Source organism: Nonomuraea sp. NPDC050680, assembly GCF_040654555.1.
Lineage (GTDB): Bacteria > Actinomycetota > Actinomycetes > Streptosporangiales > Streptosporangiaceae > Nonomuraea.
This window is the reverse complement of the sequence record NZ_JBFAIF010000032.1, coordinates 66,410-92,675: the sequence shown is the minus strand read 5'-3', so window position 1 is coordinate 92,675 and position 26,266 is coordinate 66,410. Positions and strand designations below refer to the sequence as shown.

At 70.3% G+C, this 26,266-nt stretch carries 22 protein-coding genes and 3 tRNA genes; 13 read left to right on the top strand and 12 right to left on the bottom strand.

The features are described from left to right. Positions 1–560: hypothetical protein (locus tag AB0H88_RS49020; protein WP_357656606.1), on the top strand; the 560-nt coding region annotated here is incomplete at its 5' end. 145 nt (positions 561–705) lie between these two features. Here AB0H88_RS49020 and AB0H88_RS49015 read toward each other — a convergent pair. From AB0H88_RS49015 to AB0H88_RS49000, 4 genes are all read right to left on the bottom strand, one after another. After that, positions 706–780: transfer RNA gene (locus AB0H88_RS49015), tRNA-Val, on the bottom strand. Position 781: 1 nt separating this feature from the next. Then, positions 782–855 (bottom strand) — tRNA-Cys (locus AB0H88_RS49010). A 14-nt stretch (positions 856–869) separates the two neighbouring features. Beyond that, positions 870–941, bottom strand: a tRNA-Gly gene (locus tag AB0H88_RS49005). Positions 942–979: 38 nt separating this feature from the next. Further along, positions 980–1,615 (bottom strand): ACT domain-containing protein, encoded by a 636-nt coding sequence (locus AB0H88_RS49000; RefSeq protein ID WP_357656604.1) that lies wholly within the window; start codon positions 1,613–1,615, stop codon positions 980–982. A gap of 81 nt (positions 1,616–1,696) precedes the next feature. Between AB0H88_RS49000 and dusB the strand changes: the two genes are divergently transcribed. Then, on the top strand, positions 1,697–2,806 hold the full coding sequence (dusB, locus tag AB0H88_RS48995) for a tRNA dihydrouridine synthase DusB (protein WP_357656603.1): 1,110 nt from the start codon (positions 1,697–1,699) through the stop codon (positions 2,804–2,806). A 70-nt stretch (positions 2,807–2,876) separates the two neighbouring features. Here the strand turns inward: dusB and AB0H88_RS48990 are convergent, their stop codons facing one another. Beyond that, on the bottom strand, positions 2,877–3,656 hold the full coding sequence (locus AB0H88_RS48990) for a phytanoyl-CoA dioxygenase family protein (RefSeq protein WP_357656601.1): 780 nt from the start codon (positions 3,654–3,656) through the stop codon (positions 2,877–2,879). 34 nt (positions 3,657–3,690) lie between these two features. Here AB0H88_RS48990 and AB0H88_RS48985 point away from each other — a divergent pair, with 34 nt between their 5' ends. Next, positions 3,691–4,704 carry a helix-turn-helix domain-containing protein gene (locus tag AB0H88_RS48985; protein ID WP_357656611.1) on the top strand — a complete coding sequence of 338 codons (1,014 nt, stop codon included), beginning with the start codon at positions 3,691–3,693 and terminating at the stop codon, positions 4,702–4,704. A 3-nt stretch (positions 4,705–4,707) separates the two neighbouring features. Here the strand turns inward: AB0H88_RS48985 and AB0H88_RS48980 are convergent, their stop codons facing one another. Beyond that, positions 4,708–5,859, bottom strand: coding sequence for an ROK family protein (locus AB0H88_RS48980; RefSeq protein WP_357656600.1), 1,152 nt, complete (start codon positions 5,857–5,859; stop codon positions 4,708–4,710). A 166-nt stretch (positions 5,860–6,025) separates the two neighbouring features. Between AB0H88_RS48980 and AB0H88_RS48975 the strand changes: the two genes are divergently transcribed. Genes AB0H88_RS48975 through AB0H88_RS48945 form a run of 7 tightly spaced genes read left to right on the top strand, consistent with a single transcriptional unit; the run spans position 6,026 to position 15,512 of the window. Continuing rightward, positions 6,026–7,324, top strand: a complete 1,299-nt coding sequence (locus AB0H88_RS48975) for a glycoside hydrolase family 36 protein (RefSeq protein ID WP_357656598.1) — start codon at positions 6,026–6,028, stop codon at positions 7,322–7,324. Further along, entirely contained in the window at positions 7,321–8,241 is a 921-nt protein-coding gene (locus AB0H88_RS48970) for a sugar ABC transporter permease (RefSeq protein ID WP_357656596.1), read from the top strand. The genes AB0H88_RS48975 and AB0H88_RS48970 overlap by 4 nt, the downstream gene beginning before the upstream one ends. 8 nt (positions 8,242–8,249) lie before the next feature. Then, positions 8,250–9,059, top strand: a complete 810-nt coding sequence (locus tag AB0H88_RS48965) for a carbohydrate ABC transporter permease (protein WP_357656594.1) — start codon at positions 8,250–8,252, stop codon at positions 9,057–9,059. 10 nt (positions 9,060–9,069) lie between these two features. After that, positions 9,070–10,407 (top strand): sugar ABC transporter substrate-binding protein, encoded by a 1,338-nt coding sequence (locus tag AB0H88_RS48960; protein ID WP_357656592.1) that lies wholly within the window; start codon positions 9,070–9,072, stop codon positions 10,405–10,407. Beyond that, positions 10,404–11,948 carry an alkaline phosphatase D family protein gene (locus tag AB0H88_RS48955; protein ID WP_357656591.1) on the top strand — a complete coding sequence of 515 codons (1,545 nt, stop codon included), beginning with the start codon at positions 10,404–10,406 and terminating at the stop codon, positions 11,946–11,948. Before AB0H88_RS48960 ends, AB0H88_RS48955 begins: the two co-directional genes overlap by 4 nt. Positions 11,949–11,958: 10 nt before the next feature. After that, positions 11,959–13,896 (top strand): NPCBM/NEW2 domain-containing protein, encoded by a 1,938-nt coding sequence (locus tag AB0H88_RS48950; protein ID WP_357656589.1) that lies wholly within the window; start codon positions 11,959–11,961, stop codon positions 13,894–13,896. An 11-nt stretch (positions 13,897–13,907) separates the two neighbouring features. Then, positions 13,908–15,512 carry a beta-N-acetylhexosaminidase gene (locus AB0H88_RS48945; RefSeq protein WP_357656588.1) on the top strand — a complete coding sequence of 535 codons (1,605 nt, stop codon included), beginning with the start codon at positions 13,908–13,910 and terminating at the stop codon, positions 15,510–15,512. Between the two features lie 20 nt (positions 15,513–15,532). Here the strand turns inward: AB0H88_RS48945 and AB0H88_RS48940 are convergent, their stop codons facing one another. The 4 genes from AB0H88_RS48940 to AB0H88_RS48925 all read right to left on the bottom strand — a co-directional run bounded on the left by AB0H88_RS48940 (position 15,533) and on the right by AB0H88_RS48925 (position 20,634). Further along, on the bottom strand, positions 15,533–16,030 hold the full coding sequence (locus AB0H88_RS48940; protein ID WP_357656586.1) for a DUF2087 domain-containing protein: 498 nt from the start codon (positions 16,028–16,030) through the stop codon (positions 15,533–15,535). A gap of 190 nt (positions 16,031–16,220) precedes the next feature. Beyond that, positions 16,221–18,728 (bottom strand): DUF3516 domain-containing protein, encoded by a 2,508-nt coding sequence (locus tag AB0H88_RS48935; RefSeq protein WP_357656610.1) that lies wholly within the window; start codon positions 18,726–18,728, stop codon positions 16,221–16,223. Between the two features lie 62 nt (positions 18,729–18,790). Beyond that, complete coding sequence (locus AB0H88_RS48930; RefSeq protein ID WP_357656585.1) at positions 18,791–19,291, bottom strand: N-acetyltransferase family protein; 501 nt, start codon at positions 19,289–19,291, stop codon at positions 18,791–18,793. Between the two features lie 59 nt (positions 19,292–19,350). Beyond that, positions 19,351–20,634: an acyltransferase gene (locus AB0H88_RS48925; protein ID WP_357656583.1), complete on the bottom strand. Its 1,284-nt coding sequence runs from the start codon at positions 20,632–20,634 to the stop codon at positions 19,351–19,353. A gap of 193 nt (positions 20,635–20,827) precedes the next feature. Here AB0H88_RS48925 and AB0H88_RS48920 point away from each other — a divergent pair, with 193 nt between their 5' ends. After that, a complete protein-coding gene (locus AB0H88_RS48920; protein ID WP_357656581.1) occupies positions 20,828–22,063 on the top strand; it encodes a sensor domain-containing protein in 1,236 nt (411 codons plus the stop codon). Beyond that, positions 22,054–22,701: a response regulator transcription factor gene (locus AB0H88_RS48915; protein ID WP_357656580.1), complete on the top strand. Its 648-nt coding sequence runs from the start codon at positions 22,054–22,056 to the stop codon at positions 22,699–22,701. Before AB0H88_RS48920 ends, AB0H88_RS48915 begins: the two co-directional genes overlap by 10 nt. Before the next feature lie 119 nt (positions 22,702–22,820). On the opposite strand, the gene mihF is transcribed toward AB0H88_RS48915, so the two are convergent. Then, positions 22,821–23,126 carry an integration host factor, actinobacterial type gene (gene mihF, locus AB0H88_RS48910; RefSeq protein ID WP_357656579.1) on the bottom strand — a complete coding sequence of 102 codons (306 nt, stop codon included), beginning with the start codon at positions 23,124–23,126 and terminating at the stop codon, positions 22,821–22,823. 589 nt (positions 23,127–23,715) lie between these two features. Beyond that, positions 23,716–25,002, bottom strand: coding sequence for an ROK family protein (locus tag AB0H88_RS48905; RefSeq protein WP_357656578.1), 1,287 nt, complete (start codon positions 25,000–25,002; stop codon positions 23,716–23,718). Between the two features lie 41 nt (positions 25,003–25,043). On the opposite strand from AB0H88_RS48905, the gene AB0H88_RS48900 reads away from it, so the two are divergent. Then, complete coding sequence (locus AB0H88_RS48900; protein WP_357656576.1) at positions 25,044–26,249, top strand: MFS transporter; 1,206 nt, start codon at positions 25,044–25,046, stop codon at positions 26,247–26,249. The last annotated feature ends 17 nt before the right edge of the window (positions 26,250–26,266 follow it).

Genomic DNA, 26,266 nt, shown 5'->3' with positions numbered 1-26,266 from the left:
AGGACACCAGCACGCTTGATCAAGAAGTAGTCAACTACGAAGAGATGGGGACCTCTACATGGCCACCAGCGGCGACACGCACTTGGCCGTTGACAGCGTTCGAGATCTACCTTGAGCAGGCGCTGGACGAGGCGCTTGGGCGGATCGGACTGACGATCCCGAGTAAGCCCAACCGTCCCTCGCCTGAGTGGAAGACCTTGGTCCATGTAATCGGACTCCTCGGCGTCGCCGTCGAGACGGAGCGAGTCAGGTACATCCGTGCCTTGCGGCACCTGCTTGTTCATCAGCGAGGCGAGTTGCGCACGGAGGCGTTACGTGAGGCGTTCCCTGACGAGCAGGGGCCGGATTACAGGGATCCTGAGGACGTGGCACCAGGGGCGGAGAACTATCTCACGAGTTCCAGCCAAGTCAGGCTCCCGCATGAGTTGGTTGTCCAGGTCCTTGAGGATCTAGGTGGGGTTGTGGAATCGGTTGATCGCCGGGCATGGGAGATCGAGTGGGGCATGCCTCCGGCTGAGAGGGCTGCGCTGCGGGCACAGTTGCATCCCGATGACTCGTGAACTAGGTCATCACAACGTCAGCACCGGTGCTGACAAGTACCGCAATCACCTGCGAATAACCAGAAGCCCCAGACTCGCGACTGAGGCCGTGAGCTGGGGCTTTGTCTCCTGTTTGACCAGGTCGGGCCTGGTCTGCCATGGAGCGTGGTGGACGATACTGGGATTGAACCAGTGACCCCTTCCGTGTCAGGGAAGTGCTCTCCCGCTGAGCTAATCGTCCTTGGAGGTGGAGACGGGATTTGAACCCGTGTGGACGGCTTTGCAGGCCGCTGCCTCGCCTCTCGGCCACTCCACCGAGTCGCCCATCCGAGCGGAAGACGGGATTCGAACCCGCGACCCTCACCTTGGCAAGGTGATGCTCTACCACTGAGCCACTTCCGCGTTGCCCCATAACTCTAGCGGGTTTTCCGAGTGGATGCTTACTTGCGGAGCTGGCGGGCCACGCTGCGCTCCGTCGCGGGCAGGCTGAGGAAGATCTCCAGGATGCGGGTGAGGCGGTGCACCTCGATGCGGTGGAAGGCCGGGCCGTCGCTCCTGGCCAGGAGCAGGGTGAGGGCCAGAGGCGGTAGCGGGGCGTGGATGACGTGCAGGCCGTCGTCGAGTGTGAGGGGCGTGGGGCGAGATGGTACGTCCTTCGGCAGCGTCACCTGCTGCGGCGCGCGCCAGCTGGCGTAGATGACGCCGCGCTCGGCGGCGGTGGCGGCCCAGTCGGCGCTGAACAGCACCGGCAGCGAGTCGACCAGGGTGGTCAGCGCCCTGTCGCCCGCCGTGGTGATGTATTTGAGGATCTCCAGCTCCGGGTAGGTGCCCGGGGCCTCTCGGGTGGTCCAGATGCCTTCGACCGCCACGTCGGCGACGCTCTGCAGGCTCTTGAGCAGGGTCTGCTTGGGGGTGCCGTCGGGGCAGAAGACCGTGATGTCGTCGACGGCGCGGCCGGCGCCCCTGTCGAGAACGGTGAACTGGGTGATGTCGGCTCCGACCGTGCCGAGGACTCGGGTGATCTGGGCCAGCGAACCCGGCCGGTCGGGCAGTGCGACGCGTACTCGCAGAAGCATCCGTCCCCTCCCCACTAGATGCCAGTTCACAGACTATCCGCGAATACCCGTCACGGCCTGACCTGCGCTACAACTGACTGAGTGAAGATTGGACCGATAGGGGTGTGGCCGCCGGTCGTGCTCGCGCCGATGGCGGGCATCACCAACGCGGCGTTCAGGGTGCTCTGCCGCGAGCAGGGCGCCGGGTTGTTCGTGTGCGAGATGATCACCACGCGGGCGCTGGTGGAGCGCAACCCCAAGACGTTCAGGATGATCAGGTTCGCGGAGTCGGAGCGGCCCAGGAGCATCCAGCTGTACGGCGTCGACCCCGGCACCGTGGGGCGCGCGGCCAAGATGATCGCCGAAGAGGACCTGGCCGACCACATCGACCTGAACTTCGGCTGCCCCGTGCCCAAGGTCACCAGGCGCGGCGGCGGCTCCGCGCTGCCGTACAAGAGAAACCTGCTGCGGCGCATCCTGCGTGAGGCCGTGACGAACGCCGGCCCGCTGCCCGTCACGATGAAGATGCGCAAGGGCATCGACGACGATCACCTCACCTACCTCGACGCCGGCCGGATCGCCGTCGAGGAGGGGGTCGCGGCGATCGCCCTGCACGCGCGTACGGCCAAGCAGCACTACGGCGGCGTGGCCGACTGGGACGCGATCGCCAGGCTGAAGGAGGCGGTGCCGGAGGTTCCGGTGCTGGGCAACGGCGACATCTGGTGCGCCGACGACGCGCTGCGCATGGTGGCGGAGACCGGCTGCGACGGGGTGGTCGTCGGGCGGGGGTGCCTGGGGCGGCCGTGGTTGTTCAGGGATCTGGAGAACGCGTTCAACGGCAGTCCGGATCGGGTACGGCCGAGCCTCGGCGAGGTGGCCGCGATGATGGCCAGGCACGCCGAGGGGCTCACCGAGTGCTTCGACATCGAGCGTTACGCGATCGCCGACTTCCGCAAGCACGTCGGCTGGTATCTGAAGGGGTTCACGGTCGGCGGCGAGCTGCGGCGCGAGCTGGCCACCGCCGAGTCGCTCGACGGGCTGCGCGAGGGGCTGGCCAAGCTGGAGCACGACCAGCCGTGGCCGCCCAACACCGACACCCCGCGCGGGAAGTCGGGCGAGCGGGGCAAGGTGCTCCTGCCGGACGGGTGGCTGGACGACCCGTGGGATTGTGTCGTGCCTTCGGACGCCGAGTCGGATATATCCGGCGGCTGACCGCTATATCCGGCAGCTGGCCTCCTGGCTCGGGCATCTCGCCGTCCAGTGCGGGCGGACCTAAGGCTGTTCAGTGCGGGCCCGCGGCCTCCGTGCCGCAGGGGCCGCCGCCTGTGGCGGGCTGGAGCTGGACCGGGTCGCCCGACATCGTGAGTGTCGGGTAGTAGGCGGAGATGCGTTCGGCCGAGCGGCCCGCGTAATGGCAGATGAAGCTGCGCCTGAACCGGTCGGCCGTGCTGTTCGGCTCGGAGCCGTGGACCAGGCTGCCGTTGAAGAACAGCACGTCGCCCGGATCCATGTCCACCGGCACCCGTTCCAGGCCCGGTGGCGGCGGGACGTAATCCTTGGTGAAGGAGACGTCGTTGTCCGCCTCTTCGGGACAGAACAGGTCCATCAGGTGCGTGCCGGGCACCACCTCCAGGCCGCCGTTGGCCCGGTCGACGCGGTCCAGCGCCACCCAGGCGGCCACACACGTGCCCGGCTCCACCCGCAAGTAGAAGTTGTCCTGATGCAGCGCCTGCCCGCGCGCGCCGGGCGGCTTGAAGTAGAACATGCTCTGGGCTGCTATCGGCTCCTCACCGAGCAGGTCGCGGAGCACGGCGGCGATCCGGGCGTCGAGGAGGTACCGTAGCGCGACGTCGTTCACCTGGTGGGGGTGCATGACGCGCGGGTAGTCGCGCAGGATGTCGTACGGGTGGCCGGGGTCCTGCGGCTTGGGGGAGAAGTGACCCGGGATCGGACCCCGGGCGTGCAACGCCATGAACTCCTCCCGCAGCTCCGCCACCTCATCCGCGGCCAGAAGACCGGGCACCAGGACGAATCCTCGATCATGGAAATCTGTCAGCCTCATACCTTCACGCTAAGGAGCCGGACCGGTGAACGGTATGCCTGTGACCGCTGAGGAGATGTCTGTTCCTGCTGCGGAGCTGACGATCGTGGGCCACTTCGACAACCGGCCGGGGTACGCCACGCGGCGCGTCAGCGGGTCGCCGAGCTGGCTGCTCATGTGGACCCAGGACGGGGCGGGACTGGTCGAGCAGGCGGGGGTGTCGTTCACGGCCGGGCCAGGGGATCTGGTGGTGCTCGGGGCCGACGCCGCGCAGCATTACCGGGTCGCGCCGGGGGCGGAGCGGTGGCGCTTCTGGTGGGCGCACTTCCAGCCGCGCCCGGCCTGGCTGGGCTGGCTCGCGGAGCACGCCCGGGCGCCGGGCTGCCACCTGGTCGAAGGCGTGCCCGAGCCGACCCGCGCCCAGATCGATGAGGCATTCGGCCGCGCCGCCAGAAACGCCCGCTGGCTCCCGCCCGCCGCCCGTTCCCTGGGCGAACCCGCCACCCGCCCCGCCCACCCGCCCGCTGCCCGTCCCGCGCCCGCGCTCGCTGCTCATCCCGCGCCCACCGACAGCCCCGCGCACGCGCCCGCTGCCCGTCCCACGCGCGAGTACGCGCCCGCTGTCGCCGTCTCCGGGCCCGCCCGGGAGCTGGTGCTGAACGCCGTCGAGGAGGTGATCGTGCTGGCCACCGCCTCCGCGCGGCCGGTCGGCGACGCCCGGCGTGCCGAGGAGCCCGGTGACGCGCGGGTCCACCGGGCGCTGGCCCTCATCGCCGCCGAACCGGGCGCGCCCCACTCGGTCGCCTCCCTGGCCAGGGCCGTCGCCCTGTCGCCCTCCCGGTTCGCGCACCTGTTCACGGCCGAGACGGGCCACCCGCCCATGCGGGCCGTACGGAGGGCGCGGATCCGGCACGCGGCCCGGCTGCTGGAGGTGACGGACATGGACGTCGGCCAGGTCGCGGCGGCGTCGGGCTTCGTCAGCCCGTTCCACTTCAGCCGGGCGTTCAGCCACGAGTACGGCATGGCGCCGCGCGACTTCCGCTCCCGCCTCCGGCGGCCGAACGCCTGATGATCAGCGCAGCGGCGTCAGGGGGGCGTCGGAGGTGAACAGTTCGCGGTCCAGGTGGTCGGCGGCGTAGTCGATGGCGCCCATCACCACGCATTCGTCCCCCAGCGTGGAGGCGCGTACCTCCGGCATCCGCATGCAGGCCCGCTCCAGCCGCTCCCGCAGCGGCGCCAGCAGGACGTCGGCCGAGCGGGAGAAGCCGCCGCCCAGCACCACCATCTGCGGGTCCAGCACCAGCACCATGGCCGCCGCCCCCACCGCGAGGTCGTCCACGTAGCGGTCGACGGCGGCCAGGGCGACGGGGTGGCCGTCGCGGGCCGCCGCCAGTGTGTAGCCCGCCGCGTCCTCGGGCGCGGTGCCCTCCGGCACGACCTCGCAGGCGTTGAGGTGCTCGGGGGCGTCGTACCAGCGGGCCTCCGGCAGCATGACGATCTCGCCGGCGGCGGCGCCGAAGCCCCGGTGCACCTTGCCGTCGATGATGAGGCCGGTGCCCATGCGCCGTCCGACGTGCAGGAACACCACGTCCCGAGCGCCCTGCGCGGCGCCCCGGCGGGCTTCGGCGAGTGCGGCCAGGCGGCTGTCGTTCTCGATCAGCACCTGGCACGGGAACATCTCGCGCAGCTTGGCCGCCAGGTCGAGGCCCGTCCAGGCGGGGATCGCGGCCGAGAACGCGATGCGGCCCTCCGGCGTGAGCACGCCCGTGGTGCCGGCGGCCACCGTCCAGAGGTCCGCGGCCGACCTGCCGCTGAGCGCCAGGCAGCCGGAGACCGCGCGGTCTATGGCGGCCAGGCGCTCCTCCAGTGGCGCGTCCGGCAGAACGGGCTGCCGGGTCTCGGCCAGAATCACGCCGTCGAGGTCGGACAGCGCGGCCCGTACGTTGTGCCCGCCTATGTCCACGCCGACCAGACAGCCGCTGTCGGCACGGAACCGGTAACGGCGGGCCGGTCGGCCCATCGTGCCCGGCGAAGGCGGCACCTCCTCCACCCAGCCCAGCTCCATGAGCTCGTCGGCGACCTCCTTCATGGAGGGCCGCGACAGCCCCGTGCGCTCGGCCAGCGCCGAGAGGGTGAGCGGTCCGGCCCCGCGCAGCGCCCGTATCGCGGTCAGCGAGTTGAGCTGCCTGAGCCGGGACAGGTCGCCGCCGCGCAGGTTCGCCATCGCCGCCCCTAACGTAGGTGTCCTCTGTAACTCGCCATTATGCCAGCGTTCGCTTCTGCTTAAGCACTGGCGCTTTCGCGCAGAACCGGACATTGACCCTGCTGAACCTCTGGTGCTACTAATGAAGCGCTCCTTCGTAAGTAGATCAACAGGAATAGAGGGTCTGATGTCGTTCGCAGACGTGGGCGAGGTCGTCCATCAGCCAGGGCAGGCCCGGGTCTTCGAGCACGGCTGGCAGTCGTGGAGCCCCACCGGCGCCTACCGCCTCGGCCAAACCCCGCCCAGACCCGCGGACGACAACATCCAGATCCTCTGCTACCGCCCCGAGACACCGGTGCCCGCCGGAGTGTTCCAGGGTGAGGGGCTGCTCGCGATCGACCCCGGCGGCGGCGCGCCGCTGGAGCTGTGGTCCGCGCCGAGCCCGGTGGAGGTGCCCTCCATCCGGGCGCGCGAGGAGGGCGGCCGCCTCATCGTGAGCGCGAACGGCCCCGTACGCCACCTGACCGGCCAGTCGCTGGAAGCGTGGGCGGAGGGCATGGCCGAGGGGTACGCGCCCAGGACGTTCCCGGCCGTACCCCCTATGTGGTGCACCTGGTACGGCTACTGGGCCAAGGTCACCGAGGACGACGTCCTGGACAACCTCCGCCTGTCGGAGCGGCACGGGCTGGGCGCCGACATGTTCCTCATCGACGACGGCTACGAGGCCGAGATCGGCGACTGGCTGGACCCGCGCCCCGGCTTCGGCTCGCTGCTAAAGGTGGCGGAAGCCCTGGGAGAGGCGGGCAAGCGTACCGGCGTCTGGACCGCCCCCTTTCTGGTCGGCCACCGCAGCCGGATCTTCCGCGAGCACCCCGACTGGCTGGTCGGCGGCGCCCACGCGGGCCGCATGTGGGACCAGGACCTGGCGGTGCTCGACGTCACCCACCCGGATGCCGCGGCCCACCTGGTCGAGGTGTTCAGGACCTTCGCCGCGTACGGCATCAGCCACTTCAAGCTCGACTTCATCTACGCCGGGGCGCTGGCCGGCGGCAGGCACGAGGACCTCGACCCGATCGCCGCCTACCGGCGCGGGCTGGAGCTGATCCGCGAGGGCGCCGGCCCGGAGGCCACCCTGCACGGCTGCGGCGCGCCGATGCTGCCCAGTCTCGGCCTGGTCGACATCATGCGGGTCAGCCCGGACATCGCGCCCACGCTGCATCCGAAGTCGGGCGACATCAGCCAGCCGTCACAGCTGGGCGCCCGGCTGACCGGCGCGGCCCGCGAGTTCCTGCACGCCCGCTGGTGGGTGAACGACCCCGACTGCATCATCCTGCGCCCCGAGGTGGAGGCCAGGCAGGAGTGGGCCGCCCACATCGAGGCGACCGGTGGCCTGCGCGGCTCCAGCGACCCGATCGCGGCGCTCGACGACTGGGGCCTGGAGACGACCAGGCGCCTGATGGTCCCCACCACGACGGAGCCGTCGTGAGGGACGGAGCCGTCAAGAGGGACGGAGCCGTCAAGAAGAGAGTGAGGAGGAGGCGCGACTGGCACGCCTACCTGTTCATCGGCCCGAGCCTGCTGGGCGTGCTCGCCTTCCTGCTGCTGCCGATGGTCATCGTCTTCGTGCTGAGCTTCTTCCACTGGGAGCTCCTGTCGCCCCCCACCTTCGCCGGACTGGACAACTACCGCCGCCTGGCCGGGGACGGAGAGTCCTGGCACTCCCTCGGGATCACCGTCGTCTACGTGCTGCTCTGCATCCCCCTGCAGACGGTCCTGGCGCTGGTGCTGGCCCTGCTGCTCAACCAGCCGATCAAGGGCGTCAAGGTGTTCCGCTCGCTGTTCGTGGTGCCGTGGATGGCCACCCCGATCGTCATGGGCCTGGTCTGGAACTGGATCTTCGACCCGCGTGACGGCGCGATCAACAGCGCCCTGGCCGTGATCGGCGTCACCGGTCCCGACTGGCTGTCGGACGCCACATGGGCCCTGCCCGCCGTCGCGCTGGTCAACGTCTGGCAGTACACCGGCTACAACATGCTCTTCTTCCTGGCCGGGCTGCAGGGCATCCCCCGCGAGCTCTACGACGCGGCCGCCACCGACGGCGCCACCCCGCGCCAGCGGTTCTGGCGGGTGACGCTGCCGCTGCTCAACCCCACGATGTTCTTCGTCATGGTGACGAACCTGATCGGCGCCTTCCAGGTCTTCGACACCGTCTTCGTGATGACCAACGGCGGGCCCAGCCAGAGCACCGAGGTCATCAACTTCAAGATCTTCGGCACCGCGTTCAGGGAGTTCGACTTCGGCTACGCCTCGACCCTGTCGATGCTGCTCTTCGCGGTCATCCTGGCCGTGACGCTGGTGCAGGTCAGGTTCTTCGGCAAACGCACCACCTACGACATGAGCTGAAGGACGACATGACCAAGCGCATCCTGCTCTACGCCACGCTCACCCTGGGCGCCTTCGTCGCCGTCTTCCCCTATCTGCTCGTGGTGCTGACCGCCTTCAAGACCCAGGGCCAGCTCAACTCGACCGAGCCGTGGGTGCCCGGCCTGCCGCCCACCACCGCCAACCTGACCAAGCTCCTCGGGGGCGACTTCCCCCGCTACCTGCTCAACACGGTGGTGATGACCACGCTGCTCACGCTGGGCCAGCTGGTGTTCACCACGTTCGCCGCCTACGCGTTCGCGCGGCTGCGCTTTCGCGGGCGCGAGGTGCTCTTCTGGCTGTACGTGGCCACGATGATGGTGCCCAGCGCCGTAACGATGATCCCGCTGTTCCTGATCATGCGGGAGCTCGGCGTGGTCAACACGTGGTACGGCCTGCTCGCGCCGTACATTCTGGGCACGCCGTACGGGATCTTCCTGATGCGGCAGTTCTTCCGCGGCCTGCCCGCCGGGCTCGAAGAGGCGGCGCGGATCGACGGGGCGGGCCCGCTGAAGATCCTCACCCGCATCCTGCTACCGCTCTGCCGCCCCGCGATCGGCACGCTGACGATCATCACGGTGATCTCGTCGTGGAACAGCTTCATCTGGCCGCTGATCATCACCAGCGGTGACGACACCAAGGTCATGACGGTCGCCCTCGCCACCCTCAACGTCGGCATCGGCGTGGACTACAACCTGATCATGGCCGGCGGGCTGATCGCGCTGGTGCCGATGGTCGCGATCTTCATCTTCTTCCAGAAGTACATCGTCCGGTCGGTGGTCCTCACCGGCCTCAAGTAAGAGAGGTCATATGCGATCCCCCCGCATACGCGAGCTCCGCCATGCCGTGACACTGCTGGCCGCCGCAACGCTCACCCTGACCGCCTGCGGCTCGGGCGGCGGTGACACCGGCGGCGGCACCGGAGGCGGCAAGGTCACGTTGACCTACCGGCTCTGGGACGACCAGCAGAAGGTCGGCTACGACAAGGTCATGGCGGCCTTCGAGAAGGCCAACCCCAACATCGACGTCAAGATCGAGCTGCTGCCCTACGACGCGTACTGGACCAAGCTCACCGCCGACGCGGTGGCCGGCACGGCGCCGGACGTGTTCTGGATGACGCCGTCGCAGTTCCCCGAGTTCGTCACCAAGGGCGTCCTGGCCGACATGTCGCCCCTCAAGCTCGATGCCACGAAATTTCATCCAACGGTGGTCGGGACGTTTACCTACCAGGACAAGCTGTATGGCGTGCCCAAGGACTGGGGCATCGTCGGCCTGCTCTACAACAAGGATCTGTTCAAGAAGGCCGGTGTCGAGATGCCGGCCAGCCTCACCTGGAAGCCCGACGGCTCCGGCACGTTCCTGGAGACCGCGCGCAAGCTGACAGTCGACGAGGCCGGCAAGCACCCCGAGGACCCCGGCTTCGACCCGGCCAAGGTCAAGACCTACGGCTTCGCGTCCTGGAATCACTATCAGACCCAGTGGATGAACTGGGTCAACTCCAACGGCGGCAAGCTGCTCGACCAGCCGTTCGGCAAGTACACCTTCAACGACGACGCCTCCGTGCAGGCCCTGCGGTTCGGCGTCGACCTGGTGAACAAGTATCACGTCTCGCCGCCCGCGACCCAGACGAACCCGCCGACCGGCAAGATCACCGACATGTTCAAGGCGGGCGAGGTGGCGATGTTCCCCGCCAACAACGCGCTGCTGCCCTACGTCGCGCCGGAGGCCAACTTCGAGGTGGGCGTCGCCCTCATGCCCGAGGGCCCGACCGGCCGCGCGGTCAACCTCAACGGCCTGGCGGAGGCCGTGTACGCCAAGAGCAAGCACCCCCAGGAGGCCATGAAGCTGGCCGCCTACCTCGGCAGCGAGGAGCCGCAGAAGCTGATGGCCGCCGACGGCTACATCTTCCCCGCGCTCAACGGGCTCACCCAGGGCTACGTCGACTACTGGCAGAAGACCAAGAAGATCGACGTCTCCCCGTTCGTCGAGGAGTCGAAGGGCACCACGTTCCCGCTGCCCGTCACCACCGGGTTCACCGGCTTCGAGACCAAGCTCAACCAGATCTTCAACGAGATGTACCTCGGCAAGCTCGACCCCAAGCAGGCCGCGGACCAGGCCGTCACGGAAGGGAACGCGACCATCAAATGATCAGCCGGCGCTCACTCCTCGCTGGGGGCGCCGGACTGGGCCTGACCGCCGCACTGGGTACCTCACCCGTGCGCGCGGCGGCCCGCCGTGCCCCGATCTCCGACCCCTTCCAGCTCGGCGTCGCCTCCGGCGAGCCGGCCCCCGACGGCGTGGTCCTGTGGACCCGCCTGGCCATGGACCCCGTGGCCCTCGACGGGCTGGGCGGCATGCCGTCGCGTCCCGTACCCGTCGAATGGCAGCTCGCCAAGGACGAGAACTTCCGCCACGTCGTACGGCACGGCGCCGACCTCGCTCGGCCTGAGGCCGCCCACAGCGTCCACGTCGAGCTCGACGGCCTGAGCCCCGGCACCGAGTACTTCTACCGCTTCAAGGCCGCCGGCGAGATCTCCCAGGTCGGCCGCACCCTGACCAGCCCCGCCCGCGGCACCCGCAGCCGCGCGCTCAACCTGTCGTTCACCTCCTGCGCCGACTACCAGACCGGCTGGTTCACCCCCTACCGGAGGATGGCCGAGGACCAGCCCGATCTGATCGCCTTCCTCGGCGACTACATCTACGAGTACGGCGACTACAAGTACCCGGTCCGCGACCAGGCCGGGGGAGAGTGCTTCGACCTGGCCGGATACCGGCTCAGGCACGCCCAGCACAAGGCTGACCCGGAGTCTCAGCTGGCCCACGCCATCGCCCCCTGGGTGGTGGTGTGGGACGACCACGACATCGAGAACGCCTGGGCCGGCGACGTGCCCGAGCAGCCCGACCCGCCCTTCCTGGCCCGCCGGGCGGCCGCCTTCCAGGCGTACTACGAGAACATGCCGCTGCGCCGCGCCCAGAAGCCGGACGGGTCGTCGCTCAAGCTGTATCGGAGCATCCGCTGGGGCGCGATCGCCAACCTGCACCTGTTAGACACCCGGCAGTACCGCGACATCTACGCCTGTACCGGTAAGAGCGGCACCGTCGGCGCCGACTGCCAGGAGCGGTTCGCCCCCAACCGGACCATCCTCGGCGCCGCCCAGGAATCCTGGCTCGACGGCGAGCTGCGCGGCTCGAAGGCCACTTGGGACCTGCTCGGCCAGCAGGTCTTCTTCATGGAGATGGACTGGACCAACGGCGAGGGCAAGGGCTACTCAAACGAGGGCTGGGACGGCTACGTCGCCTCCCGCAACCGCCTGGCCGCCGCCATCGACGACTACAAGCGCAACGGCGTCGTGCTCACCGGCGACGTGCACTCCCACTGGGCGGGCGAGATCAAGCGCGACTACCAGGACCCCGCCTCCAAGTCGGTCGCCGTCGAGCTCGTCACCACCTCGGTCACCAGCTCCGGCAACGGCTTCGACGAGTACCCGAACACGCAGGTCCTGCTCGAGGAGAACCCGCACGTCAAGTTCTTCAACGGCCGCCGCGGCTACGTGCGGGCCAAGCTCACCGATCAGGAGATGAAGGTCGACTTCCGCTCGCTGTCCCGCGTCACCGAGCCCTACGCCCCCGCCTACACCTCCGGCTCCTTCGTCATCGAGCCCGGCGATCCGGCGCTCCACCCAGCCTGACGGGACCCCCATGCGCACAACCACGGCCGCCCTCGCGGCGGCCCTCATCGCCCTGCCCTTCGTCCCGTTACCCGGCAACGCCGACGCCGCCCCGCAAGGGCCGCCCATGGGCTGGAGCAGCCGTACGCTCGGCTGCTCCGTCTCGGAGGCGTCCGTACGGCAGGCGGCCGACAGCCTGGCCGCGCTCGCCCCGGCCGGCTACGACCACGTCATCCTGGACGACTGCTGGCTGGCCGCCCAGCGTACGGGCGGCGCCCTGGCCCCCGACGCCACCCGCTTCCCCTCCGGCGTCAAGGCGCTGGCCGACTACCTGCACGGCAAGGGGCTCAAGCTCGGCCTGAGCCTGTCGGCGGGCACCAAGGCGTGCTCCGGCGGCGGCGCCGGCTCCTACAAGAGCGAGGCCGCCGACGCCGAGCAGGTCAAGGGCTGGGGCGTCGACTACGTCAAGTACGACTGGTGCAACGTCCCCACCGCCGACTTCCCCGGCCAGAACGTCCAGCAGATCGCCCAGACCCTCTACCCGCGCATGCGCCAGGCGCTCGGCGACGCGATCGAGTTCGCCATGAACAACGAGGACGGCAGCACCGTGCCGTGGCTGTGGGGCAAGGAGGCCAAGGCCACCACCTGGCGGACCAACGTCTACAACAAGCCCCTCCCTGACAGCTACGCGACCATGGTCGACGTCTGGGAGACCAACCAGCTCAGGGTCCAGTACGCGGGTCCGGGCAGCTCGGCCGACCCCGACCTGGTCCAGGCGGGCCGGGGCGGCATGACCGACGCCGAGTACCGCACCCAGGTCGGCCTCTGGGCCGTCGGCGCCGCCCCGCTCATCCTCCAGGTCGACCCGGCCAAGGCGCCGCCGGCGATCGTCGCCAACCCCAAGGTGATCGCCGTCGACCAGGACGCGCTGGGCGTGCCGGGCCGGTTGGTGACCTCCGACGGCTGGTACCACGTGCTGTCGAAGCCCCTGGCGAACGGGGATCAGGCGATCCTGCTGTTCAACGAGAGCGACCGGGCGGCGACGATCTCCACCCAGCTGAAGCCCGCCCGCTACCGGGTCGAGGAGCTGTGGACCGGCGCGGTCACGACCACGGAGGGCGCCCTGGCGGCCCAGGTGCCCGCTCACGGGTCCGTGCTCTACCGGGTGAGCCAGAGCCGGGAGAAGGCCCCGCCCGCCGTGCTGGTGGAGGTGGACCCGGGACTCCTGGGCGACGATCACCCGTCCGTGCTGGAGCCGGGCAAGGAGCGGGAGGTCGTCACCCGGGTCGCCAACACCGGGGGCACGGACCGGCTGCGCGACGTCGAGGTGGCGCTGGCCGTACCTGAGGGGTGGCGGGCCAGGGCGCGGACGGCCACCAAATCCGGGCGGCTGGACGGCGGCGAGACGTTCACCGTGAAGTGGGGGGTCACTCCGCCCTCCGGAGCCGAGCTCAGGGACTACGAGGTCACGGCCACCGCCGCCAAGTCCGCGGCCACCGCCGTCGTCAAGGTCGCGCGGGCGCCCGGCTCCGGCCGGACGTACCTGAGTGACCTGCCCTGGACCCGCGTCGCCAACTACTTCGGCCCGGTCGAGAAGGACACCAGCAACGGCGACAAGGTCGCCGGAGACGGCAAGCCGATCACCATCGAAGGGGTCACGTACGCCAAGGGGCTCGGTGCCCACGCGCCCGCCGACATCGAGTTCTACACCGCCGGCCGCTGCTCGACCGTTGAGTTCCAGGCCGGGATCGACGACGAGGTGGGCCAGGCGGGCTCGGCCGACCTCGAAGTATGGGCCGACGGCGGCCGGGTCGCCCACTCGGGCGTCGTCACCGGCGCGCAACCCGCCAGGAAGGTCACCGCGTCCGTGACGGGCGCCACGTACGTCCGGCTGGTCGCGACCAACGGCGGCGACAACGCCACCTCCGACCACGCCGACTTCGCCGACGCTTCCATAACCTGCCAGTAGGAAGAGAGCTCATGATCGTTCCCAAGCCCGTCCGGTACGAGATCCGGCAGGGGCGCTTCGTCCTCGATCGGGAGACCTCGGTGACGGCGTCGCCGCCGCTGGGCGAGGTCGCCTCCTGGTTGCGGGGCGAGCTGAGCCCGGTCGTCGGCGGGGAGCTGCTGCCGGGGCCGGGCTCGGGAACGATCACGCTCGGGCTCCGCGACGATCTGCCGCCCGAGGCCTACCGGCTGAGTGTGGCCGACGAAGGCGTGGTGATCGAGGGCGGCGGCCCGGCGGGGGTGTTCTACGGCGCGCAGAGCCTGCGGCAGCTGCTCCCGCCCGCCGCGTTCAGGAAGGCGTCGGCGGGCGGGCCGCTGGTGCTGCCCGCCGTCCTGATCGAGGACGAGCCGAGGTTCGGGTGGCGCGGCTGCATCCTCGACGTCGCCCGACATTTCATGACCAAGCATGAGGTGCTGCGCTTCATCGATCTGATGGCCCTGCACAAGCTCAACGTGCTGCACCTGCACCTCACCGACGACCAGGGCTGGCGCCTGGAGATCAAGCGCTACCCCCGGCTGACCGAGGTGGGCGCCTGGCGCAAGGAGAGCCAGACCGGCTGGAACGGCGCCATGGACGGCCGCCCGCACGGCGGCTACTACACGCAGGACGACATCCGGGAGATCGTGGCCTACGCGGCGCGCCGGCACGTCACCGTCGTGCCCGAGATCGACCTGCCCGGCCACACCCAGGCCGCCATCGCCGCCTACCCCGAGCTGGGCAACCTCGACACCCCGCTGGAGGTGCGCACCACCTGGGGCGTCGGGGTGAACGTGCTGAACGTCGAGGACAGCACGATCACCTTCTTCCAGAACGTCTTCGACGAGGTGCTGGAGCTGTTCCCGAGCCCGTACGTGTGCGTCGGCGGCGACGAGTGCCGCAAGGACCAGTGGCGCGACAGCCCCGCCGCGCGGCGCCGCATCCGCGAGCTCGGGCTGCGGGATGAGGAGGAGCTGCAGAGCTGGTTCATCCGCCGCTTCGACGACTATCTGGCCGAGCGCGGCCGCCGGCTGGTGGGCTGGGACGAGATCCTGGAAGGCGGTCTCGCGCCGGGCGCCGTGGTGGCCTCCTGGCGCGGCGACCTGGGCGCGGTGTCGGCGGCCCGCTCCGGGCACGACGTGATCACCTGCCCCAACACCTCCGTCTACTTCGACTACCGGCAGGGGCCGGGGGAGGACGAGCCGGTGCCGTTCGGGACCGTGCTGACGCTGGAGGACGTGTATGCCTTCGACCCGGTTCCGGGGGAGTTGCGTGACGATCCGGCCGGGGCGCGGGTCCTCGGGTCGCAGTGCGGCCTGTGGAGCGAGCTGATCGACTCCAACCGGCGCATGGACTACATGGCCTTCCCGAGGGTGGCGGCGTTCGCGGAGACGGTGTGGAGCCCGCCCGCCCGGGACCTGGCCGACTTCCGCCTGCGGCTGGCGGCCCACCTGCCACGGCTGTCGGCGATCGGGGTGGAGTACCGGCCGGAGCCGGGGCCGCTGCCCTGGCAGACCCGGCCCGGCGTCCCGGGCCGCCCTGAGGACCACGCGCGGTGGCAGGCCAAGATCGACGCCTGGACCAGCAACCTGCGCCGCTAGAGCTGTTGCCGCTAGAGCTGTTAGAGCTCCACCGGCCCGCCGCTGCGCCAGTAGACGTTGTCGTGCCTCGACAGCAGGTCCTCGTCCACCAGATAGCGGCGCAATGCCGCGTAGTCATCGTGGAAGGCCCGCAGCGCCACGTTCACGTCCTTCTCCGGATAACGCACGCCGGGCTCGAACACCCGCGAGATGTAGCGCAGCACCACGAGCTTCTTGTCCCGCTTCGTGGGCATGGTCGTCAGCCGCCCGTCCACCAGGAACGTCCGGAGCAGCCGCTCCTCGGCGCCGACCGTGTCCGAGGGCTCGGCGGCCCGTGCCCGGAGCAGCTCGCGGAACTTCTCCGGCGCCGCCCGCCACGCGCCGTCCTCGTCCCGCACGGCCAGCCCACCGGCGGCCAGCCGGGCGAGGACCTTCGGCGACAGCCCGTCGGTGGCACCGAGGACCAGCGAGGCGAACGCCCGGAGAGTGTCGTCCTGGGCGAGCAGACCGAGCACTCGTCGGTTCTCTTCATCGCTCATTCGGATATTTTGTCCCATGATCGCCGGATCGACGCCTGCGGCAGGACTCCCGCCAAATGTCCCGATCTTGAGACATTGTCATGACCTTATGACGAACTTATCTATCGGAGACTTGAGGAACGCGCGTGTGCCGGAGCGCCCTTGCCAGTCCGCTCCGGCACACGGCTATCTCACCATCTGTTGAGATATCTCACAGTCTGTTCAGACCCTGCACGTGCACCACCGCGCGGCCCTCCTCGTCGGAGCCGGCCAGGTCGATCTGCGCGTCGATGCCCCAGTCGCCGTCACCGGCCGGGTCCTTGATGGTCTGGCGCACCTTCCACAGGCCGTCCTCCTCCTCGATGCGCAGCAACGCGGGACCCCGCGCGTCGGCGTCGGTGAAGATCTCCTCGTGGTCGGCGTAGTAGGCGTCGAGCGCCGCGCCCCAGTCGACGTCGGGCGCCAGCTCTCCCAGCTCGTCCTCCTTCTCGATGGCGCAGAGCTCGACCAGGCGGAACATCGCGTTGCGCACCAGCACCCGGAAGGCCCGCGTGTTGGCGGTGACCGGCCGGACCTTGGCCTCCAGCTGCGCGTTGCGCTCCAGCGCCTCCTCGGGGTTGGCCAGCTGCTCCCACTCGTCGATCAGTGAGGAGTCGACCTGCCTGACCAGCTCGCCCAGCCACTCGATCAGGTCGATCAGGTCCTCGGTCTTGAGGTGCTCGGGGACCGTGCGCGACAGCGTCCGGTAGGCGTCGGCCAGGTAGCGCAGCACCGTGCCCTCCGACCTGGCCAGCTCGTAGAACTGGATGTAGTCGGCGAACGTCATCGCCCGCTCGTACATGTCGCGCACCACGCTCTTCGGGCTGACCGTGTAGTCGCCCACCCACGGATGCCCGTGCCGGTAGGTCTCATAGGCCCCGAGCAGCAGATCGTCCAGCGGCATCGGGTACATGACCTCGGCCAGCTGCTCCATCCGCTCCTCGTACTCGATGCCGTCGGCCTTCATCTGCGCGACCGCCTCGCCCCTGGCCTTCTTCAGCTGAGCCGACAGGATCTGGCGCGGGTCGTCGAGGATGGACTCCACGATCGACACCATGTCGAGGGCGTAGCTCGGCGAATCGTGGTCGAGCAGGTCGAAGGCGGCCAGCGCGAAGGTGGACAGCGCCTGGTTGAGCGCGAAGTCCTCCTGCAGGTCGATCGTCAGCCTGGCCCGCCTGCCCTGCTCGTCGGCCTCCGTGAGCTGCTCCACGATGCCGCCCGCGAGCAGCGACCGGTAGATGGCGATGGCCTGGCTGATGTGCCGCCGTTGCCACTTGCGGTCCTCGTGGTTGTCGGTGAGCAGGTGCTTCATCGCCTGGAAGCAGTCGCCGGGCCGGTTGATGACCGCGAGCAGCATGGCGTTGGTGACCTTGAACCGGGAGTTGAGCGGCTCCGGCTCGGCGGTCTGCAGCTTCTCGAAGGTCTCCTCGCTCCAGCCGACGAAGCCCTCCGGCGGCTTCTTGCGGGCGTAGCCGCGCCGCCGCTTCGGGTCGTCGCCGATCTTCGCCAGCGCCTTGGCGTTCTCGATGTCGTGCTCGGGTGCCTGGCAGGCGACGTAGCCGATGGTGTCGAAGCCGGCCCGCCCGGCCCGGCCGGCGATCTGGTGGAACTCGCGGGCGCGCAGGCGGCGCACCTTGTTGCCGTCGTACTTCGACAGCGCGGTGAACAGCACGGTGCGGATCGGCACGTTGACGCCGACACCGAGGGTGTCGGTGCCGCAGATGACCTTCAGCAGGCCGGCCTGGGCCAGCCGCTCCACCAGCCGCCGGTATTTGGGCAGCATCCCGGCGTGGTGGACGCCGATGCCGTGGCGTACGAGGCGGGACAGGGCGCGGCCGAACCGGGTGGTGAAGCGGAAGCCGCCGATCAGCGTGGCGATGGCCTCCTTCTCGGCCTTCGTCGACATGTTGATCGACATCAGGGACTGCGCCCGCTCCATGGCGGCGGCCTGGGTGAAGTGCACGACGTAGACCGGCGCCTGGCCGGTGCGGAGCATCTCCTCCAGCGTCTCGTGGAGGGGCGTCATCCGGTAGGAGTAGATCAGCGGCACCGGCCGCTCGGTGTGCTTGACGACCGAGGTGGGCCGGCCGGTGCGCCGGGTCAGGTCGCGCTCGAACATCGCGACGTCGCCGAGCGTGGCCGACATCAGGATGAACTGGACGTTCGGCAGCTCCAGCAGCGGCACCTGCCACGCCCAGCCCCGGTCGGGCTCGGCGTAGAAGTGGAACTCGTCCATGACGACCTGGCCGATGTCGGCCGCCGCGCCGTCGCGCAGCGCGACGTTGGCCAGGATCTCGGCCGTGCAGCAGATGATCGGGGCGCCCGGGTTGACGCTGGCGTCGCCGGTCATCATGCCGACGTTCTCGGTGCCGAAGACGGAGACGAGGTCGAAGAACTTCTCCGACACCAGCGCCTTGATCGGCGCGGTGTAGAACGTGCGTACGTCCCTGGTCAGCGCGGCGAAGTGGGCGCCCGCCGCGACCAGGCTCTTGCCGGAGCCCGTCGGGGTGGACAGGATCACGTTGCTCCCGGAGACGACTTCGATGAGCGCCTCCTCCTGGGCGGGATAGAGCGTGAGCCCCCGTTCGGAGTTCCAGGAGACGAACGCGTCGAAAATAGCGTCCGGGTCGGCGTCGATCTCTTCCGGCAGTCGGTCAACGAGGAGGCTCACACCCTCTATCCTGCCGAAGTTTGCCGAATGCTCGAACCCGAGCCGGCGCGACGGCCCCCGATCCCCGTGGGTTAGGGCAGTTCGAGCTGGTAAAGGATGGTGTCGATCCATCGCCCGTGCTTGAAACCGACCGACTTCAGCCGGCCCGCCTCCGCGAATCCGAACGCCGCGTGCAACTTCAGCGAGGCCGGGTCACCGCCGTCGGCGATCACCGCGATCATCTGCCGGGCGTCGGTCTCACCGGTGCGGGCGATCAGCTCGCCGAGCAGCAGCCGTCCCAGCCCGCGCCCGGTCGCCCCCGGCGAGAGGTAGATCGTGTCCTCCACGGTGTGCCGGTAGGCGGGCTTGGGGCGGTAACGCCCGCAATAGGCGAACCCCAGCACCCCGCCGTCCTCCTGCTTGGCCACCAGGAACGGCAGGCCCGCCTCGGCGATCGCCGCCGCCTTCAGCCGCCACGCCTCGACGTCGAGGGGTGTCTCGTCGAAGGTGGCCACCGACTCCGTCACATAGTGCGCGTAGATCTCGGCGACGGCGGGCAGGTCGGTCTCGGACACAGGCTGGATGAGCGTCATAGAACTGCATTCTTAGAGGATTCGCGTGACCATCATGTTTCCGCATCCTCACGCGCGCGTCACACGCGGGCCTTCGGGCCGGTGAGCAGCAGCCCGCCCAGGATCGCCAGGGCCGCCAGGAACGGCGTGTTGCCGGGCGCGAACCCCGCCGCGGTCAGCCCCAGCAGCCCGCCGCCGACCAGCGCCGCCGACGTGAGCGCGCTACGCCAGGTGGCCTTCCCGTACGGCAGCGCGGGCGGCTCCTCGAACCGGGAGAAGCCCTTCAGCAGCGGCCACATCACCAGGCAGAGCGCCCCGAACCAGATCGGCCACCCGGCGAACCAGGCCAGGCCGCCCGGCGCCGGCGTGTCGATGCCGAGACCGACGACGACCACGCCGGTGACCGCGAACAGTGCCGGCATGTGCCACAGATAGGCGGTCATGATGCGCGGCCCCGCCCAGGCGAGCAGCTTGCCGGTCCGCAGCCGCAGGATCCACGGCCGCAGCAGCGTGGCCAGCCCGATCTGGCCGATCGAGACGGCCAGCATGGCCAGTGTGGGCGGGGCCATGTTCGACATCTCGGCGCCGGGCAGGCCGATCATGCTGCCCGGGTACGGGCCGAACGCCACGAGCAGCGCCGCGGCCCCGAACCCGCCGATCGCCATCAGGCCGGGGCGGGTCAGCCGTCCCTCGGCGTACCGGAAACCGAGCTGGTGCACCGCCAGCCAGACGAACACGATGTTGAGGTAGCCCAGCGCGTCGACCCCCGTCGAGAACCGCGCCACGTCCGTCAGCACCGCTCCGGCCGCCAGCACGGCGGGGACGCGCAGGCCGTACCGGTCGTGCAGGCTCATCATGTACGGCGTGGCCGTGACCGCGATCAGGTAGACGGCGAGGAACCACAGGAGCTGCCCGGTGAGCTGCGCGCCCACCTGCAGCGGCTGCGCGGGCACGCCCAGCGTGAGCAGCAACTGGGGGAGCGGGATCCAGACCGCGGCCAGCGGCAGGAGCGGCCAAGCCAGCCGGCGCAGCCGGGTGACGAGCCACTGCGGACCGCCGTGCGCCGCCCGGCCGAAGCTGATCGCGTTGGCGGCGCCGCCCGCGAAGAACACCAGCGGCATCACCTGGCTGATCCAGGTCACCACCCAGACGCCCGGCGTCGCCAGGGCGTTGCCGGTGGTCAGGCGGGTGCCGTCGAAGGCGAGCACCGGGATCGTCCAGTGCTGCAGCACCACCAGCGCCATGCCGAACACCCGCAGGAGGTCGATGAACGGGTCCCTGACCGTCGCCCGCGCCGCCGGGGCGGGGCGGACCGGTGCGGCGGCCTCAGGCAGGGCCGCCGGATGGTCGAGCAACGCGGTCATGGGGGCCTCGATTCGTGTGGACGTGAGGCCTCAAGACTTCCGTCGCGGGCGGCTGGGCACAGTGCCGTGAGCCGCCCTCTTGCGGGAAGATCGCACCACCATGGGAGGTAGGGCAGGCCCTACCGCCATGTACCTGCGCACAGGGTCGATCCGGGCATGGCACAGTCGTACCGTGAACGCCATGCGCTCCCTCATGAGACGTGTCCTCCTGGACACGCGCTACACGCTGGTCGGCTTCCCCACGGCCGTCATCGCCTTCGTGCTGCTGATCGCCGGCATGGCCGCCGGCGTGGGCACGGCGGTCGTATGGATCGGCGTGCCCCTCCTCGCGGGGACGCTCATGATCGCCAGGGGGTTCGCGGACGCGGAGCGCGGCTGGCTCTCCGACGTGCTCAAGCGCCCTCCGGTGCGCCCGCGCTACAAGCCGGCGCCGGCGGGCGCGGGCCGGTTCCGCCGGCTGGTGAACCCGCTGACCAGCGGGCAGTCATGGCTCGACCTGCTGCACGGGATCTTCAACTTCCCCCTCGCCATCGTGTCGTTCGTGCTGACCGTGGTGTTCTGGGCGATACCGATCGCCGGGCTGACCTACCCGCTGTGGGGGGTCGTCACCTCGCGCATCCCCGGCAACGAAGAGCTGCCCCAGCTGCTCGGGTTCGAGCAGTCCTACTGGGTCAACTCGGCCTTCTACGTCGTGCTCGGTCTGCTCGGCCTGCTCATCCTGCCGTTCATGGTGCGCGGCGCCGCGCTGCTGCGCGCCGGGGTCGGCCGGGCGTTGCTGACCGGGGTTGCCGAGCTGCAGGAGCGCATCGACGACCTGGCCGAGGGCCGGGCCGCGGCCGTCTCCGCCGAGGCCAACGCGCTGCGCAAGCTGGAGCGCGACATCCACGACGGCCCGCAGCAGCGGCTGGTCTCGCTGGCCATGGAGCTGTCCAGGGCCCAGCGGCAGATGCAGCGCGACCCCGACGCCGCGCAGGCCACGATCAGCTCGGCGATCACTGCCACCCGCGAGACGCTCGACGAGCTGCGCGCCCTGTCACGCGGCATCGCGCCGCCCATCCTGTCGGACCGCGGCCTCGCCCCGGCCCTGGCCGCCCTCGCCGGACGCTGCACCATCCCGGTCGATCTCGACGTGCAGACCGTCCGGCGTTACCAGGCCTCCGTCGAGAACGCCATCTACTACGTCGTCGCCGAGACGCTCACGAACGTCGCCAAGCACAGCCGCGCCACCATCTGCACGATCCAGCTCGTCCACATCGGTGACATTCTCATGCTCACCATCGGGGATGATGGGGTCGGCGGCGCGCACGTCGCCAAGGGACATGGTCTCGCCGGTCTGGCCGACCGGCTCCGCGCGGTCGACGGGGAGCTGGCCGTGCAGTCACCGGACGGCGGGCCGACGGTGATCGTAGCGGAGGTGCCGTGCGGGTAGTCGTGGCCGATGACGCGGTTCTGATCAGGGAGGGCCTGGTCAGGTTGTTGGAGGAGTTCGGCTGCGAGGTGGTCGCGACGGCGGGTGACGGCGACGGTCTCGTCAAGGCGGTGGCCGAGTATCGGCCGGACGTGTCCGTGGTCGACGTGCGGATGCCGCCGTCGTTCACCGACGAGGGGCTCAGGGCCGCCGTGGAGGCGCGCCGCCGGGTTCCGGGGGCGCCGGTGCTGATCCTGTCGCAGTACGTCGAGGTCTCCTACGCCGACGACCTGCTGGCCGATGCCCGAGGCGCGGTGGGCTACCTGCTGAAGGACCGGGTCGTGGACGTGGACGAATTCATGGAGGGCCTGCGGCGGGTCGCCGCCGGCGGGACCGTGTTCGATCCTCAGGTGGTGTCCCAATTGATGGTGCGCAGGCGCAGGGACGACCCGTTGGCCCAGCTGACGCCGCGGGAGCGGGAAGTGCTCGGGCTGATGGCCGAGGGCAAGTCCAATCCGGCCATCGGCAGGCAGCTGGTCATCAGCGACGGGGCCGTGGAGAAGCACATCAGGAGCATCTTCAGCAAGCTCGGACTGTACGCCGACGACAGCGATCAGCATCGGCGCGTGCTGGCCGTACTCGCCTATCTGCGGTCCTGACACAGGCTGTACTTCTAGACGGCTTGAACTCCTGGACGGCTTCTACTCCTGGACGCCGGGTACGTCCAGGGCGCCGGCCGGTCCGCGCGGCGTTCCGCGCGGACCTGGCCGCCCGGTGGTCAGCCGAGCGCGTCGACCAGCTTCTTGCGCTGCTGGGCGCCCAGGCCGCCGAGGCGGCGCTTCTCGTCGACGCCGGCCTCCTCCATGAGCGCGGTGGCCTTGGCCGGGCCGACGCCCTTGACGGCGCGCAGGGCCTGCGACACCTTGATCTTCTTGGCGATGTCGTCGTCGCGCTCCAGCAGCTGCGCGAAGGACAGCTCGCCGGCCTTGACCTTGCCCAGCAGGGCGGTGCGGGCCGCGCGTGCCTCCGCGGCCTTCTCCAGAGCCGCCTTGCGCTGCTCGGGGGTGAGAGTCGGAAGTGCCATCTCGGTTCTCCTAGGGGAGTTTGGGGTCGGGGATTCTGTAACCCGTGGTGCAGTGGCTAATCATGGCGGATACCAGCGGTTCGTGTTGCGAAAAGCGCCCGCTCAGCGTGTGCGCCATGCCGGAGCGGCTGTCTCGGCGCCCGCCACGTCCCGCGCGAGCGTGCCTCCGCTGGCGCCCATGCCGCCGACCACGAGGTTCTCCTCACCGTAGCCCGCTCACCGGGCGAGACCGCCTTCGAGGCCCGCGAAACGGTCTCTGACCAGGTCATGGAGCTCCCCGCCCGTGCGCCGTCGGCTCGGCGGAGCCGCAGGTCGGCGCGCGGTGCCGCCCCTCCCGGGACGCCGGCTCGGCGAGATCCCGGCTTGGGTGGGTGGTTTCCGCCCTTGCGCGTGGTATCCGTCACATTCGGCGTTCGGGCGTGTCGCGAGGGCCCCGATCGGTCCGGCAACGCTCCGGCGAAGCCGGGTTGTTGCAGGTCAGGGGGTATGCACGCGTACCATGACGACATGGGGGTGCTCTTCGGGGGAAGGAGCAGGATGCTGGATCAAGGCTTCCCATCGCTTCACGGGGCCGAGTTCGATCCATCCGTCACGTGCTGCCGCGCCAGGATTCGACGCCGGAGACGGTGAGGAACATGTCGAACACCGACTCCATGGCGCCGACCAGCGGACCCTGCCAGCCCAGGGCCGAGGGGGCGATCACGGGCGGCCGTTCGTGGCGAATCGTCATCAGGCCACGGCCGAACGACTCCATGAGGGTGGGCAGGGCCCGGTCGTACAGGTCGACGCCCAGACCGGACAGGGTCACCACCGCCGGATCGTGCGCGTTCACCAGCGCCGCCAGTCCCCGGCCCAGCGCCTGCGCGTTCGTCCTGACCGCGCGCAGCGCCGCCCCGCCGCCCGTGTGGTCATCCCGGGTCGGGGCCTGGCCGCCACCCGTCCCGCCGCTTGTGTCTCCGCTGGTGCCGCCGCCCGTCCCGCTGCCTGCTTCTGTGCCTGCTTCGGCGGTGGCGAGGATGCGGCGGGCGTCGTCGCGGCCCTGCCCGCCGCCGTACGCCAGGCCCATGTGGCGCAGGAGCGCGTTCGCCCCCACCTCCAGCCCCCAGCAGCCACGCGCGCCGCACATGCAGAGCGCGTCGCCGCCCGTAAGCGGCATGTGCCCGAACTCCGCGCCCATCCCGCCGGCCCCTTCCAGCGGCCGTCCCTCCACCACCAGCACGCCGCCGAGGTCGAAGTCCACGTGGATGTGCAGCCCCACCCCAATCCCGCGCAAGCGTCCCCGCCGCGCCTCCGCCAAGGCCGCGAAGGCCGTGTCGTTGCCCACCCGCGGCCCGCCGCCGGGCACCGCGTCGCCGAGGCCGAGCAGGGCGGGCACGTCCACCGAGCGCCAGCGCAGGTGGGCCACGTCCACCAGGCCGCCGTCGCGCACCGGCCCCGCCACCGCGACGCCCACCCCGATCACCCGGGACCCGAGGCGTCCGAGCTGCCCGCGCAGCACCTCACCGAGCGGCCCCAGGGCCCCCTCCGGCGTGCCGTCGTGGCGCCGTACGTCCAGGACGGTGACGCGGCCGCCCAGCTCGCAGGCCGCGACCTCCCACGAGTCCTCTCGTAGGTCCACGGCCAGCGCCAGCGGCCCCTCGGGATGCGGGCCCGGCACCTGCGTGGGCCGTCCCCTGACGTGCTCCGCGGACGGCTCCTCGTGCAGCAACCGGTCCTCGGCCAGGCCGCTGACCAGCACCGAGGCCGTGCCGCGGGCCAGCGCCAGGTCCTGGGTGAGACGGGAGCGGGTGCGGGTCGCGCCGCAGTCGTGCACGGCCCGCAACAGCCGCACTCGGTTGTACGCGCGCAGGCCGGCGCTCGTCGTTGCCCCATTCATCACCATTGTCGAAGCCTCATCCGGGTTATTATGCTCTAGCCGTGAACAAAAGTGACGCCAAGCGCGCCCGTATCGCAGTCTTCTCCTTCTTCTTTCTCAGTGGGTTCGTGATGGGCCTGTGGGCGGCGGGTCTGCCGTCGCTCAACGACCGCCTGGATCTCGGACCGGCCCGGCTCGGCAGCGTCCTGCTGCTGGTCTCGGCCGGCGCGCTGGTGTCGATGCTGGTGGCGGGGCCGCTGGTGGACAGGTGGTCGAGCAGGGTCGTCTGCTGGGTCGGCGGCCCATTGTCGGCGGCCGTCCTGCTCGGCCCCGCTCTGGCTCCCTCCTACCCGGCGCTGGCCATTCTGGCCGTGGTGCTCGGGATCGGCCTGGGAGTGGCCGAGGTGGCCATGAACTCCCACTCGGTCGAGGTCGAGCGCGTCTACGGCCGGCCGATCATCTCGGCCTTCCACGGCACGTGGAGTCTGGGCGGCGCCGTCGGCGGCGCGCTGACCGCCGGGGCGCTGAAGGTCGGCGTGGACCCGCAGGCGCTGCTGGTCGCGGCGGCGATCGTGGTGCCGTTCCTGTACGTTCCGGCGGCGCGGCTGCTGCTGCCGGACCCGCCCCAGCACGTCACCCAGGACGAGAGCGCGACCGGGAGCACCCCGCTGCGCTGGGGGCTGGTGGCTCTGCTGGGCCTGGCCGCCTTCGCCGGGCACCTGAGCGAGGGCGCCGCCATCGACTGGGCCGCCCTGCACGCCCGCTGGGTCCTGCACACCGACCCGGCCGCCGCGCCGATCGCCTACACGATCTTCGCGGTGGCCATGACGACGGTGCGGCTGCTGGGCGACCCGATCCGGGCGCGTCTCGGCTCGGTGCGCACGATCCAGCTCGCCGGCGTGCTCGCCACCTGCGGGTACGCACTCGTCCTCGTCGCTCCGCTCACCGCTGACGCGCTCCAGGTGGTGTGCGCGTGGTCCGGCTGGGCGCTCGTGGGCGTCGGGCTGGCCACCGTCGTACCGGTGATTTTCAGCGCGGTGGGCGCGGCGGGCAGCCGGGTCGGCCGCGCGCTGGCGCTGGTGACGGCGTTCGGCTACAGCGGGCTGCTGGTAGGGCCCGCGCTGCTCGGTTATCTCGCGGAGTCCTGGACGTTGCGGTTCGCGCTGATCGTCCCGGCCCTGCTCGCCGCCGCGGTCGCCCTCGCGGGTGCCCCGGCCATCCGCGCCCTGAACCGCGTCCCCGTCCGCGTCCCGGCCGACTCGCGCTGACCTGATCCGGTACGGGC